The sequence below is a fragment of the Bacillus sp. BACIII genome (genome assembly GCF_057836745.1).
In genome coordinates, this window is sequence record NZ_CM174437.1 from 1867340 (window position 1) to 1881976 (window position 14637).

General features: G+C 44.8%; 13 protein-coding genes and 1 other annotated feature. Of the genes, 2 read left to right on the plus strand and 11 right to left on the minus strand.

Going from position 1 to position 14637, the window contains the following annotated elements; genetic code table 11:
• Window positions 1–3: 3 nt before the first annotated feature.
• Together ACXN9U_RS08885 and ACXN9U_RS08890 are read right to left on the minus strand one after the other, a co-directional pair.
• Complete coding sequence (locus tag ACXN9U_RS08885; RefSeq protein ID WP_016938235.1) at window positions 4–939, minus strand: ABC transporter permease; 936 nt, start codon at window positions 937–939, stop codon at window positions 4–6.
• Window positions 940–1045: 106 nt separating this feature from the next.
• Window positions 1046–2680 carry a peptide ABC transporter substrate-binding protein gene (locus ACXN9U_RS08890; RefSeq protein ID WP_060963089.1) on the minus strand — a complete coding sequence of 545 codons (1635 nt, stop codon included), beginning with the start codon at window positions 2678–2680 and terminating at the stop codon, window positions 1046–1048.
• A 477-nt stretch (window positions 2681–3157) separates the two neighbouring features.
• Window positions 3158–3370: a binding site (T-box leader), on the plus strand.
• Between the two features lie 55 nt (window positions 3371–3425).
• Between ACXN9U_RS08890 and trpS the strand changes: the two genes are divergently transcribed.
• Window positions 3426–4418, plus strand: coding sequence for a tryptophan--tRNA ligase (trpS, locus tag ACXN9U_RS08895; RefSeq protein ID WP_060963090.1), 993 nt, complete (start codon window positions 3426–3428; stop codon window positions 4416–4418).
• A gap of 31 nt (window positions 4419–4449) precedes the next feature.
• On the opposite strand, the gene ACXN9U_RS08900 is transcribed toward trpS, so the two are convergent.
• From ACXN9U_RS08900 to ACXN9U_RS08940, 9 genes are all read right to left on the minus strand, one after another.
• Window positions 4450–5202 carry a YjbA family protein gene (locus ACXN9U_RS08900; RefSeq protein WP_016938238.1) on the minus strand — a complete coding sequence of 251 codons (753 nt, stop codon included), beginning with the start codon at window positions 5200–5202 and terminating at the stop codon, window positions 4450–4452.
• Window positions 5203–5350: 148 nt separating this feature from the next.
• A complete protein-coding gene (gene opp4C / locus ACXN9U_RS08905; protein ID WP_060963091.1) occupies window positions 5351–6265 on the minus strand; it encodes an oligopeptide ABC transporter permease in 915 nt (304 codons plus the stop codon).
• A gap of 21 nt (window positions 6266–6286) precedes the next feature.
• Entirely contained in the window at window positions 6287–7237 is a 951-nt protein-coding gene (locus ACXN9U_RS08910) for an ABC transporter permease (RefSeq protein WP_045925327.1), read from the minus strand.
• Between the two features lie 66 nt (window positions 7238–7303).
• Window positions 7304–8932: a peptide-binding protein gene (locus tag ACXN9U_RS08915; protein WP_060963092.1), complete on the minus strand. Its 1629-nt coding sequence runs from the start codon at window positions 8930–8932 to the stop codon at window positions 7304–7306.
• A gap of 77 nt (window positions 8933–9009) precedes the next feature.
• The gene (locus ACXN9U_RS08920) at window positions 9010–9999 is read right to left on the minus strand and encodes an ABC transporter ATP-binding protein (RefSeq protein WP_060963093.1); all 990 of its coding nucleotides are present in this window, start codon (window positions 9997–9999) and stop codon (window positions 9010–9012) included.
• Window positions 9996–10982: an ABC transporter ATP-binding protein gene (locus ACXN9U_RS08925; protein ID WP_060963094.1), complete on the minus strand. Its 987-nt coding sequence runs from the start codon at window positions 10980–10982 to the stop codon at window positions 9996–9998. Before ACXN9U_RS08925 ends, ACXN9U_RS08920 begins: the two co-directional genes overlap by 4 nt.
• A 172-nt stretch (window positions 10983–11154) precedes the next feature.
• On the minus strand, window positions 11155–11940 hold the full coding sequence (locus ACXN9U_RS08930; protein ID WP_045925325.1) for a DUF2268 domain-containing putative Zn-dependent protease: 786 nt from the start codon (window positions 11938–11940) through the stop codon (window positions 11155–11157).
• Window positions 11941–12024: 84 nt separating this feature from the next.
• Window positions 12025–13263 (minus strand): beta-ketoacyl-ACP synthase II, encoded by a 1239-nt coding sequence (gene fabF, locus ACXN9U_RS08935; protein ID WP_060965052.1) that lies wholly within the window; start codon window positions 13261–13263, stop codon window positions 12025–12027.
• 23 nt (window positions 13264–13286) lie between these two features.
• Complete coding sequence (locus ACXN9U_RS08940) at window positions 13287–14225, minus strand: beta-ketoacyl-ACP synthase III (RefSeq protein WP_060963096.1); 939 nt, start codon at window positions 14223–14225, stop codon at window positions 13287–13289.
• Window positions 14226–14390: 165 nt separating this feature from the next.
• Between ACXN9U_RS08940 and ACXN9U_RS08945 the strand changes: the two genes are divergently transcribed.
• A complete protein-coding gene (locus tag ACXN9U_RS08945; RefSeq protein ID WP_489202452.1) occupies window positions 14391–14633 on the plus strand; it encodes a hypothetical protein in 243 nt (80 codons plus the stop codon).
• The last annotated feature ends 4 nt before the right edge of the window (window positions 14634–14637 follow it).

Genomic DNA, 14637 nt, shown 5'->3' on the forward strand with positions numbered 1-14637 from the left:
GGTCTAGGCTCCTTTCTTTGCTTTAGAAAGCTTGATTCTCGGATCGATTAATCCGTACAGCACATCTACAATCAATACGCATAAAAGCAGGATCACACTGAAGAACACGGTAACTCCCATAATGACCGTATAATCACGGTTTGTAATGCTGTTTACAAAATGCGCGCCTAAACCGGGGATTCCGAAAATCGATTCAATGATGAAACTTCCTGTTAAAATGGATGCCGCCATCGGCCCCATATATGTCACGACGGGCAAAAGCGCGTTTCGAAGCGCATGGCGCACTGTGACTGACGGCCGGGAAAGGCCTTTTGCTTTTGCAGTCCGTATGTAATCGCTGTTTAACACTTCAATCATGCTTGAACGGGAGAGTCTGGCAATGAACGCCATCGGCATGGAAGCGAGCGCAATGGAGGGCAGAAAGGTGTATGCCCAGGATTCCCACCCTGCGACCGGGAACAGTTCTAATTTAATGGAGAAAATATATTGCAAAATCGTCGCCAATATAAAACTCGGAACTGAGATCCCAAAGATCGTTAAAATCGCAATGGTATAATCCTGCCATTTATTATGGTACAGGGCAGCCAGCACCCCGAAAAGCACACCAAACGCTAATGCGAGGAGAATTGCTTCTGCACCGAGAGTGAATGAGACGGGGAAGCCGGAATTGATTAAATCATTAACGCTTTGGCCTTTATATTTAAAAGAAGGCCCAAAGTCCCACATCGCTACAGATTTTAAGTAGCTGACATATTGAACGAAAAGAGGCTTGTCCAGACCATAGTGTTCGTTTAAGTTTGCTTCAATTTCAGGCGTCAGCTTTCTTTCGCCGGAAAATGGTCCGCCCGGGGCTGCCTGCATTAAGAAGAAAGTGGCGGTGACAATCACAAACAGCGTGATGATCATGTAAATGAATCGTTTACCGATGTATTTCAGCAAGGTGAACACCTCCATATTTTTTACCATTTTAAACTTAATAAGCAAGAAAGGTATACGGGGACATCCTCCCCATATACCTTGGGTCTTTTGTTTTCAGAACCGCCTGTTATTCAAAAGAAGCGTTTCTGAAGAAAACGTCACCTGTTCCGGTCAAGATTACATTTTTGAGGTTTTTATCCTGCACCCAAGTATCTGTATAGAAGTAAACTGGCGCGACCGGCATTGCGTCCATAAAGATTTTTTCTGCTTTTTTCAGCTCTTCGATACGTTTATCCGGATCCGTTTCAAGCTGAGATTGGTTCAGCAGCTTTTTAAACTCAGGGTCTTCCCATCCTGTATCATTGTTTCCCCCATCTTTATCGCGATAGGCTTCAAGGAAGTTAATTGCATCATTAAAGTCGCCTAACCAGGCCATACGCCCGACCTGATAATCTTGGCTGTGCAGCTTATCGATGTACACATTCCATTCGGAATTATCAAGCTCAGCTTTGACACCTAAGTTCTTTTTCCACATTTCCTGTACGGCCTGCGCGATTTTCGCATGCGCATCATTCGTATTGTAGGACAATTTGATTGCCGGAAGGTCAGAGACGCTCTTGACTCCTAATTCCTTCAGTCCTTTATTTAAGTATTCTTTTGCTGTTTTGACGTCATTGTCTTTGAAATAGCCTTTTTTGTTATCCTCGAATCCCTTCATTGACGGCGGCACTGCAGCCATGGCCGGGATTTGTTCCCCCTGCGTCACATTTTTCACGATAGATGAGCGGTCGATCGCATAAGCAAGGGCTTTACGGATGTTAACATTGTTCAGCGGTTTCGCTTCTGTGTTGAATTTGTACCAATACACACCTGCGATCGGTTCAACATGGAGCGATCCGTCCTTTTTCAAAGTCGGCAGAGATTCGGTCGGAAGCTGGCCGAGCGGCATTCCTGCCCAGTCAAGCTCACCGGCCTGGAATTTTTTCAGTTCGGTGTTGTCATTGTTAATCATCACCATGTTGATTTTCTTCAATTTCACAGCGTCTTTATCCCAATATTGATCGTTCTTTTCAAGCGTGATAGAACCGCTGTGTTTCCAGGCCGTCATTTTGAACGGGCCGTTTGACACGTAATTTTCGCCTGCGTTTGTGTTCCAGTTTTTATGTTTTTCAGCAATTTTCTTGTTGATCGGCATATACGTATAGAATGAAGTTAATTGCAGGAAGTAAGGTGTCGGGTTGTTCAGTTCAACCTTTAATGTTTTGTCATTTACGGCTTTTACGCCTACGTCATCAAGCTTGCCTTTTCCTGTATTGGCGGCTTCAGCGCCTTTGATGTAGTAGAGCTGATAAGCGTATTGTGATTCGTTGTTCGGGTCAAGCACCCATTTCCATGCATATTCAAAATCCTGCGCAGTCACGGGGTCGCCGTTAGACCATTTCGCACCGTCACGAATCGTAAATGTATAGGTCTTTCCGTCTTTGCTTGTTTCAATTTTAGATGCCATTCCTTCTTCAGGCTCACCTTTGGAGTTTACGCGTGTCAATCCTTCATAAATCTGGCGGATTACGCCTCCTGAAACGGAATCATTCGCTAATCCCGGATGCATTGAAAACGGCTCAGTTTTAATATTGATATTAAGTGTAGTCTGTCCTTTGGTGTCTTTTTTACCGTCTCCTGATCCGCCGCTGAATCCGCCGCACGCACTTAACACAAGCGAGAAGATAAGCATCAAACCTACAATAGACCAACGCTTTTTCATGCACTAACCCCCTAATCAAATTTTCAGCCTTTACTACTAAATACTCAGAAATATCAGACAAAATAACGTAATATTTTTCTAAACTTTAATTGTGTTCCGTCTTTTCTGATTATTTTATGTAAAGAAGCTGTAACAATAGAGTGAACAAGTTCATTATAATGAAATGAATAATTTATTGCAATACTATTTTCTCAATTTAAAATATTTAAATTTGGTCAGTTTTTCTGCCAAAAAGGTGATACACTTCTATAGTTTAAAGCATGACCTAACTAAATATTTTTATTGTAATTTCCAGTTCATATTGCTTTTTACATATAATATTCGTTATACGAAATGTTGATATCCGTTATCATTTAGGCATTTTCAGTTCTTTTTGTGGATTTTCAGCCCTTAAGCAAATTGGAAATAAGCTTGTATTCTTCTGATGACATTTGGCTATAATTGATTTATAATAGATCAATCAAAGAACATTTTGTTGTGATTGCTATGATGAAGAGTAGTACACATATCAACCCGTTTGAAGAGAGCCTGCGGTGCTGGGAGCAGGTAACGGGCCCTGTGGAATGGACTTCTGAGCAGCTGACCGAACGTAAAGTAGGCCCAGCCGGAGCAGCCTCCGTTACCAACGTCTCGAGCGATTCCATTGTAATGGAATAATCAGGGTGGCACCACGGTTCATTCGTCCCTTTTTTCTACGGGAAGAATGGGCTTTTTTTATTATGTTTTAAGAAATGAGGTAAGAACTATGAAGAAAACGATTTTTTCAGGCATTCAGCCGAGCGGCTCCGTTACCCTCGGCAACTACATCGGCGCCATGAAGCAATTTGTCGATTTGCAGCATGATTACAACGGATATTTCTGCATCGTCGATCAGCATGCAATTACGGTTCCGCAGGATCGGCTTGAGCTGCGGAAGAACATCCGCAATCTGGCGGCTCTTTACCTGGCCGTCGGACTTGACCCCGAGAAAGCGACCCTCTTTATCCAGTCAGAGGTTCCCGCTCATGCCCAGGCGGGGTGGATGCTCCAATGTGTCGCATATATCGGCGAGCTTGAGCGGATGACGCAATTTAAAGATAAGTCAAAAGGCAAAGAAGCCGTCGTGTCAGGACTGTTAACATATCCGCCGCTGATGGCCGGTGATATTTTACTGTACGGCACGGACCTTGTTCCGGTCGGAGAAGACCAAAAACAGCACCTTGAACTGACCCGCAATCTGGCAGAGCGCTTCAATAAGAAATACAATGACATCTTCACGATTCCTGAGGTGAAAATCCCTAAAACAGGCGCACGCATCATGTCACTGGCTGATCCGCTCAAAAAAATGAGCAAATCAGACCCGAACCAAAAGGCATACATCACGCTGCTTGATGAGCCGAAACAGCTTGAAAAGAAAATCAAGAGCGCCGTGACTGATTCGGAAGGCATTGTAAAGTATGATAAAGAAAACAAACCGGGTGTTTCTAACCTTTTGACGATCTATTCTATTTTAGGAAACACATCAATTGAAGAATTAGAGGCAAAATATGAAGGCAAAGGTTACGGTGAATTCAAAAGCGATTTAGCCGAAGTCGTTATCGGCGCTTTGTCACCGATCCAAGAGCGCTATCGTGAATTAATTGAAAGCGACGAGCTTGACCGCATTCTCGACGAAGGGGCAGCACGCGCAAACAAAACCGCCGGCAAAATGGTGAAAAAAATGGAGAACGCCATGGGTCTCGGACGGAAAAGAAGATAAAGAAAAGAGGCGGGATGATCCCCGCCTCTTTTTAGTTCACTTTTGATTCCTGTTCCATTTCCCAAAGCTTTTCGAAAAACGGCTGCCCTTTAATCAAATTTTCACAGAACGCAAGATGCTTGTCTGACCAGCCTTCGATTGTTTCATTATAAAGCATGTCCCAAATCTCTTCAAAGCTCATCCGTTTGATCTGCTCGTACATATGCGGATTCCATTCCGTGTACCAATACACTATTTCCGCGCGGTTCTTCAGCCCTTTAAGCTGGTCAAGCGCCATAAACATCAGCTGCTTGATCTGCCGTTCTTTTCTTGTCAGCCCTCTGACATGCTCCGGCGCCAATGATAAAATGTGATATTCCTTTGAAGACTCCAATTGTGCAGGCTCAAATTGAAACGATTCCGGCTCTACATCCTTTACCATTTCATAAACAAGCTGCTCCTGCCTCGGAATCAGGCGGCTCTTTCTGACCGGAATGGTATACCCGATCGTATCCACGGCAATGATGCCGATTCCGTCAGTCACGACAAAACAGTACTCAAGCTTCGTCCGTTCATGATTTTTTCGCACATATGACTTTTGATGCACTTGTTCCAGCAGCTCTTTCGGAAGCTCTGATAAGTCGTTTTCTATGTAATGAAATAATACCGACGGCACTCTGAGCAGCGGCGTCTGATCCAAAAGCTCAACCGTGTCTTCCTTCCGCCATTCGTGAAAATGGCATACATTGTAGCCATTCTCTTCCCCTTCAAACCAATTGACCCACACATCATGAAGAAATAACATATTCGACCCCTCACTTTATAAAAACTGTTGTCCACAGTATAGGCAAGGGATAGATAAATTATTCCATTTTGATATGAGATTTCCTCAAGAGGGGGCTGGATTTCCCCTTGCATCGCAACAAAAAAAATCTCCCGTTCCGTCCGGGAGATCATTTCACATTTTTCGGATCAAGCGCGTCACGCAGCCCGTCTCCGACAAAGTTGAAGCACAATACAGTAAGAAGAATCAACAACCCTGGAAATAACGGGTACCACCAAGCCTGAATCATAATCGTAAAGTTTTGAGCATCCTGAAGCATATTCCCCCAGCTTGCGATCGGCGGCTGAATCCCGAAACCGAGATAACTCAATGTAGATTCTGCCAAAATAACCGTTCCGACCTTTAATGTGGCCGAGACAATAATCGGCCCAAGCGCATTCGGCAATATATGAGAAAAAATAATATGATGATTTTTTGTACCGATCGTCTTTGCAGCCAGTACAAATTCTCTGGAACGAAGCGATAAAAACTCCCCTCGCACAAGACGTGCTGTTGTTGTCCAGCCTGTAAGGGAGAAAATTAAAATTAATTTATCCATTCCGGGCTGAAAAATCGTAACAAGTGTAATAAGCAAAAATATATCAGGTATGGATAATACGATATCCACAGTTCTCATGAGAACGGCATCGACAATCCCCTTAAAATAACCGGCAACAGCTCCGACAACAGTTCCGATTGTAATTGCACCGATCACAGATGCGAATCCGACAAGCAAGGAAACGCGCGCCCCGTACAGAACCCTCGTAAAGATGTCTCTTCCGAATTTATCAGTTCCCATTAGATGTTTTAAACTCGGCGGCTTCAAACGATTGACAAGAGATTGACTCTCTGGAGAGTAAGGAGCGATTACCGAAGCGAATAAAGCTGACAAAATGATGATGGTTAATATAACGGCTCCGATTACAGCAAGTTTGTTTTGAAAGAACTTTTCGAAAAAAATCTTAGTCATTGTTTCCGGTTTGGATTGAATATTTTCTTTTAATTTTATTTCACTGGGGGGTGTGCCGGTATTTGGCTGTAACATTTGACCTCTCACCTCTCTTAGTTAATATTCAATACGCGGGTCAGCCAACGCATATAAGATGTCTGCAATTAAATTCCCCACTACAACCAAAACAGCTGAAATGACCGTCATGGCCATGATAACCGGATAATCTCGTGAAAAGGCTGAATCAATAAACAATTTGCCGAGACCCGGCCAAGTAAAAATCTGTTCTACCACTACCGCTCCCCCGATAAATGACGGTATCATCAGACCAAAAATAGTGATGACAGGAAGAAGTCCGTTTCGCAAACCGTGCTTAAAAATCACTTTATTATCTCTGAATCCTTTCGCACGCGCCGTGCGTATATAATCCTGTTTTAACACATCAAGCATACTGGATCTTGTGTATCTCGTTATTCCAGCCATGTCTGCCGTTGCGAGCACAAAAGCAGGCAGAATCAAATGATGCAAACGGTCAAATATGTTAAAGTCAGCATTCAAAGTGCTTACTCCGCCAGTGGGAAACCACCCAAGATTCACAGATAAAACCATAATTAAAATCAAACCGAACCAAAAATTCGGAATAGCAAGCCCTAAGAATGAAGTAACAGTTATCCCGTAATCCAATTTTGAATAAGGACGTTTCGCTGACAAAACACCAAATGGAATAGAAATCAGAAGAGCGACAAGGGTTGAGAAAAGCATAAGCACAATCGTATTCGGTAAGCGGGATAAGATAAGTTCAGAAACAGGGGTGCCTTTCTTCACAATAGAAGTCCCGAAATCGCCTTGCAGCATATTCCCCAGCCATTTCACATATTGAACCGGTTCCGGATCGTTCAATCCGTATTTTTCAATGAATTTCGCCCTGTCCGCTTGACTGATTGTAGGGTCCATCATAAGTGACATCGGATCTCCCGGCGCTGCTTTCATGATGGCAAACGACAAAATTGTAATGCCTAAGAGAATCGGCAAGGACATTAATGTTCGCCGTAAAATATATGTAACCATATTCTTGTCCCCTTTTTAAATAGGATAAGAGAGGAAAGGAACCTCCTTCCCTCTCAAGGGCTTTTGCTATTTTTGATCCAGCCACCATTTTTCAATATTGTACAAGTCATTTTTAGGGTGGAATACATAGCCTTGTAAATTATTCGGCATCGCTCTGTGATAGTTGTAATAGAATAAGAAGCTGTACGGCTGATCTTCCGCAATCAATTTGTATATCTCTTCATATTTCTTTTGGTATTCTTTTCTGTCAGTAATTGACTTCGCCTCTTCAAGCAGCTTATCGACTTTCGGATTTTTGTACCAAATATTATTCAGCCCGTTTTTAGATTGGCTTGAATGGAAGATGGAGAACTGATCCGGGAACGTAGCAAGACTCCATCCAAGAAGAAGAGCGTCATAATCCCAATTAGGGGCACTGGTCTGTTCAATTAACGCACTGAATTCAACAATCCGCGGCTTTGCCTCAATTCCTACTTCTTTTAATTGCTGCTGAACGACAACCGCTAAATCTTCACGAATTTTATTGCCTTGATTCGTTTTAATTTCAAAAGAGAATTTTTTCCCGTCTTTATCAAGGTAGCCGTCACCGTCATGATCTTCCCATCCGGCTTCTTTTAACAGCTGCTTTGCTTTTTTCGGATTATAATCAAATGTCGGCACTTTAGACTTCGGATAATTCCATGACAGCGGACTTTCAGGAACATCCGCTACCTTACCGTCTCCGTTCAGCACTTGATCTACCATTGCCTGCCTGTCAAGAGCGTAAGTCAATGCCTGACGCACTTTTTTGTCCTTAAAAAGCTCTTTTTTCTCATTCCAGCCGATATAGCTGTAGTTTAAGCCAAGATCAGATTTAACCTTTACGTTCCCAAACGTCTTAACCGTATCAAAATCTGTGCCCGGCACAGCGAAGAAATCAATGTCCCCCGCTTTTAACTGGGCCACGGCTGCGTTGGAATCAGGAATTGTTTTGACTGTCACTGTATCAAGATATGGTCTGCCTTCAAAGTAATCATCATTTGCTTTCAGTTTGACATACTCGCCCTTTTTCCACTCGACAAACTTAAACGGACCGGAGCCGATTGGGTTTTTACGGTTAAATTCATTTTCTCCCAGATCAGCAACCGGGACCTTACCCAATATATGTTTTGGCAAAATGCCGTAACTGCCGAGAACGACATTGTAGAAATAGGCATCTTTTTTCTTCATTTTAAACTGAATTTCATATTTTCCTTTTTTCGTTACGGATTTAAGTGACTCAAAACCTGAGCCCCGCTCACCGTTGTAATCTTTGTTAAGAGGAATGCTGTAGGTGAACACTACATCATCGGCCGTGAGCTCTTTTCCATCATGGAATTTTACGCCTTTTTTCAGTTTTACATCATACGTTAATCCCCCGTCAGACTCTGTTACTTTTTCAGCCAGCGACGGCTTGACGTTCAATTTCTCATCGGTTTCTAATAATGTGCTGTAAATCATTCCTTCAATATCGGAACTTGCAACATCGGTGGAGTAAAGAGGATTAAAAAGCGTTGGTTCCCCAGTTGACCCGACAACCAAATCTCCGCCTTTTTGCGGTTTTCCGGCCGGTTTGGATTCGGTGCTTGTGGATTTTGAGCCGGAGCAGGCTGACAGGAAGATGGCGAGCGCCATAAAAACACTTAGCATCATCAGTGCGGTTTTACGTAATTTCATATCAATTCCCCCTTTGTGATATATATGCAGCAAACAGGTTATGTAATCCGGCATACCCCCTCTCGATGCTTGTCATTTCAGGTATATAAATGGCAGGCGACGTAATGGCCGGGAGCGGCTTCTTCAAATGCCGGGATTTGTTCCTTACAGATCGGTTTGGCCATCGGGCACCGCGTGTGGAACACGCAGCCTTTCGGCGGGTTTGCCGGGCTCGGCAGTTCTCCTTTCAGGATGATTCGTTCCCGCTTGACGGCGTCTTTTTTTCTCGTGACGGGCACTGAAGATAACAGCGCTTGCGTATAGGGGTGAAGCGGATTGTCGTACAGCTCATGTTTATCGGTCAGCTCCATCATTTTTCCCAGATACATAACGCCGACTCTGTCACTGATATGGCGGACAACACTTAAATCATGGGATATAAACAAATAGGTCAGGTTGAATTCTTCCTGCAGTTCTTCCATCAGATTGATGACCTGAGCCTGAATGGAGACATCAAGCGCGGATACGGGTTCATCCGCAATAATCAGCTCGGGATTCAATGTTAAAGCCCGCGCAATCCCGATCCGCTGACGCTGCCCTCCGGAAAATTCATGCGGATAGCGGTTCGCAAAGCTCGGATGGAGACCTACTTTCGCCAGCAGCTCCTCTACTCTCTCGTTCCGCTCGCGAATGCTGTACATATGGTGAGTCTGGAACGGTTCTTTAATAATGGAGCGCAGCGTTTTTCTCGGATTAAGCGATGCGAAGGGGTCCTGGAAGACCATCTGGATGTTTTTGCGGACACTTTTTCTCAGCTTTTCTTCTGATAAGCCGGAAATATCCTGGCCCTTAAAAAGAATCCGGCCGTCTGTCGGTTTGTATAAACGGATCATTGTCCTTCCCGCCGTTGATTTGCCGCATCCTGATTCACCGACGATGCCGAGCGTCTCGCCGCGCTTCAGTGAAAAAGAAACACCGTCGACAGCCTTGATGTCTCCGACTTTTCTTTGAAAAAAACCGGAACGGATCGGGAAATATTTTTTTACGTCTTTCAGCTCTAATATCGTTTCTTGGTTCACAGCTGTCATTTTGATTGGGCACCCTCTTCCTCATATAAAAAACACCTTACAGAACGGCCGCTTTCATGTGTTATCAGCTCAGGCTTCCCCGTTTTGCATTTGTCCATCGCCTTCGCACACCTCGGAGCGAATCGGCAGCCTTCCGGAAGATGATCCGGTGTCGGGACACTGCCTTTGATCGCTTTTAATGTATCAATCTCTCCGTCTATCACCGGTATGGAGTTTAACAGCCCTTCTGTGTACGGATGAAGGGGGTTTAAAAATAAGTCTTCCACGCTCGCGCTCTCAACGACTTGTCCGCAGTACATCACGATCACCCTGTCGGCGGCTTCGGAAACGACGCCTAAATCGTGAGTGATCAGCAGAATGGAAGTATCGAATTTTTTGCAGAGGTCTTTCATCAGCTCCAATACTTGGGCTTGTATCGTCACATCAAGCGCCGTCGTCGGTTCATCGGCTATCAGAAGCTTCGGGTTGCAGCTGAGCGCAATGGCGATCATCACCCTCTGTCTCATTCCCCCGGAAAGGCGGTGCGGATATTCTTTCATTACTTGTTCCGCTCTTGAGAATCCGACGAGCTTGAGAAGCTCAACGGCTTTATTCGCGGCTTCTTTTTTACTCATTTTTTTATGGTATTCAAGCACTTCGGTAATTTGTTCGCCGATGGTCAGCACCGGGTTTAGAGAAGTCATAGGTTCCTGAAAGATCATAGAGACGTCATTTCCGCGGATTTTGCAATATTCGTTTTCGGTGAAGGAGGCCAGGTCCCTGCCTTCCAGCTTAATCGAGCCGTCCACAATTTTCCCGCCCGAGCCTTGGACAAGTCCCATAATAGAAAGCGAGGTGATGCTTTTACCCGAGCCGGATTCTCCTACAAGGGCGACGGTTTCGCCCTTGTTAATGTGAAAATCCACCCCGTCGACTGCGGGAATCGGCTGTTTCTTTCTGAAAAAATAGGTCTTTAAGTTATTCACTTCTAATAGTGTGCTCATGATACGCCCCTTTCTCATTCCGCTGCAGCAGAGGGAAACATACGTTTCGCTATCACAAAATATAGAATAGTCAAAAATTTTATAGTTGTATATTATTACATCATTATTACAAAAGCAAGAATTTTTTAGGATAAATGTAATATCATCAAATAATTACCATTCTTTCATTCTTTTAAAGCGTTGCTTCCAGAAAGGTTTTTGAAGGGATGGCCAATGCTTCTTTTACTGTTTTTTGATGATCGGTTAAATATTTTTTTACTATATTGAATCCGACGGCATAACCAAGCATTGAGGGGAAGTATCCTTTTCCGTATAAGAGCTGTGAAAACATTCTGCTGTCTCTCGTTAATCGGAGGTTCGGCTTGACTCTTTTTTCAAACAGAAAATCAAGCTGCTCAGACGTATAGTAGGACGTCCATTCCGCCGTAAGACTTGAGCCGAATCGCTCATATACAGCATATTCTGCCAGCCCCTCCATCATGATTGTATCAAGTAATGTCTCATCTTTTTCGTCCTTTGTCACATGTTCTAACCGGCAGACGTGATTATATTCATGTGTCATAAGGGCGGAAACAGCTGAATTGGAACTATCCGACGATAAGAAGAGAAACATTTTGTCCCGGAAAGCAAGACCGGATTTTGACCCGAATTCCAGACGGATTTTCCGGTTTCGTTCATCAACGGGCAAAACAACGATCGGCACGTCCGGCCCGTTCCACTTCTCCTTTAAATAAGCTTCCTCCTTTTGGATATGGCTGTAGCTTCCTCTTTCTTTCAGCCGTTTACTGGTCCTAACGCCGTCCTTCAGATGGCGGAACATTCCGTGGTTTTGCAGCATGCCGAGTATCGGCTTCCACTCTTTCTTTTCGGCCCCTGAAAAAAGCGGCAAAAGGTGCGGGGCCAAATCATTCATGGATGCCGCCTTTTCCATCCATTTATATGTCTGCTTGACGCTCATACCGGTTCGCCTCCTCTTGTTGTTATCATATGCACGCACAAAAAAACCGGCCGCCTTTTTCAGGCAGCCGGTCAAAAAACTGTATTATTGATATTTTTTAAAGATCAAAGTGGCATTATGTCCGCCGAATCCGAGCGAGTTGCTGAGAACGATGTTAACATCCTGCTCGCGCGCTTTGTCCGGTACATAATCTAAATCACACTCTTCATCAGGTGTTTCGATGTTAATCGTCGGCGGGATAACGCTGTCTTTAATCGCCATGACGGAGAAGATGGCTTCAATTCCTCCGGCAGCGCCTAACAAATGGCCCGTCATTGATTTTGTCGAGCTGATGGCAAGCTTGTACGCATGATCGCCGAAAACGGTCTTAATGGCTTTTGTCTCGTATTTGTCATTGTAGTACGTGCTTGTGCCGTGAGCGTTGATGTAATCAATTTCTTCAGGCTTGATGCCCGCATCTTTGATTGCTTCCTGCATCGCTCTCGCACCGCCTTCCCCGTCTTGGGCAGGCGCGGTAATGTGGTAAGCATCACCCGTTGAGCCGTAACCGACAATTTCTCCGTAGATTTTCGCACCGCGGGCAAGCGCGTGCTCAAGCTCTTCAAGTACGATGATCCCCGCGCCTTCTCCCATGACAAAGCCGTCACGGTTTTTATCAAACGGGCGGCTTGCCGTTTTCGGATCAGGATTTGTAGAAAGGGCTTTGTTTGCGCTGAAGCCCGCAAATGACATTCTTGTCAGCGGCGCTTCCGTTCCGCCCGTAATCATCGCATCGGCATCGCCGCGCTGAATGACTTTAAACGCGTCACCGATAGAGTTTGTTCCCGTCGCACATGCCGTCACCGTACAGGAGTTGACTCCTTTTGCTCCGAGAGCGATTGAGATTTGGCCTGTCGCCATATCCGGAATCATCATCGGAACAAAGAACGGGCTGACCCGTCTCGGCCCTTTTGTCAGGAAGATTTCGAATTGGGATTCAAGCGTTTCAAGGCCGCCGATTCCGGAACCGACCCAAACGCCGACTCTTGGCGCGATCTCTTCTGTGATGTTCAGACCGGCATCTTCAACAGCCATTTTCGCTGCTACGACAGCATATTGCGTGAAGCGGTCCATTTTTCTCGCTTCTTTTTTATCCATGTAGTTTTCAATATTGAAATCTTTCAGTTCAGCAGCTACTTTCGCCGGATACTCGTCCGATTCCACACGTGTGATCGGTCCGATTCCGGATACGCCGCTAATTGCATTTTTCCAGCTTGTTTCGGCGTCGTTGCCAAGCGGAGACAGGGCTCCAAGTCCTGTAACGACTACTCTTTTTTTATTCATCATGTGTGCACCTCACCTTTTTTCTATCGTCCCCAGCGTATCGCTATGGCGCCCCATGTCAATCCTCCGCCGAAACCGACCATGACGATGACATCGCCGTCTTTAATTTTACCTGCTTCCAGTTCCTCTACTAATGAAATCGGAATGGATGCTGCGGATGTGTTTCCATATTTATGGACTGTTTTAGACATCTTTTCAACCGGAAGCTCCAAACGTTCCCGTGCCGCTTCCATAATGCGGATGTTTGCCTGATGGGGAATCAAAAAGTCTACGTCCTCTTTGGAAAGACCGGCTTTTTCAATGACATTTACACTTGATTCACCCATTTGCCGGACGGCGAATTTGAATACTTCTCTTCCATGCATGATTGTATGCCCTTTTTCATCTAAGTACAAGTGCTGACCGCCTGTACCGTCTGCTCCGAGCTCAAATGACAGTATGCCTCTGTCGTCGCTGACCGGTCCGATGACAGCCGCTCCGGCCCCGTCCCCGAACAGAACAGCCGTATTGCGGTCTTCCCAGTCAGTAATGCTTGAAAGCTTTTCGACTCCGACCACAAGGACATGTTTGTATGTTTGCGATTCAATGAATTGTTTGGCGGTTACGATACCGTACATAAAACCGGCACATGCAGCGCTGATATCCATCGCGCACGCTTTTTTGGCCCCGAGCTTTTCTTGTATCATACAGGATACGGTAGGGAAAGACTGGTCGGGAGTGACCGTCGCCACGAGGATCATATCAAGCTCCTCAGCGGAAATGCCCGCCTGATCAAGCGCTTTTTGTGCAGCCTCAGCGGCCATGCCGGATGAATACATATCTTCAGCGGCGATTCTTCTTTCTTCTATACCTGTTCTCGTACGAATCCACTCGTCCGATGTATCTACCATTTGTTCAAGATCATGATTTGTCAGCACTTTTTCCGGGATATAACGGCCGACACCAAGAATTCCAGCTTTCATAGGAAAGACTCCTTTTTATAATGAATTTAAAACTAATTAGTTATGATCAATTGTTAGTATCAGGTACTAATTCTACCCTATTTTTTTTCTGTTGGCAATATATTCGTCTAAACTATCGGCTCCCGCTCTTCATAGAATATAAGGAAGATGAAAGGAGGCTTTATTATGGATATTTTCACTAAAATGATGTTCGGCAATTCCGGGGACCGGGATAAAGAACCGGAAGAAAACGAAAAAAACGAAGAAACCCCCGAACAGCCTCAGGCTGAAAACGAAGGTCCGGTCGATTACAACCACGTGATGAATCAGCTCGGCTCCATCATGAACTCCCTCGATCAATTAAAGCCTGTATTTAAAGACCTTGGGCTTGGATCGATGGTATCCGCCATTAAGAAAAAAATCATGTGAAAAG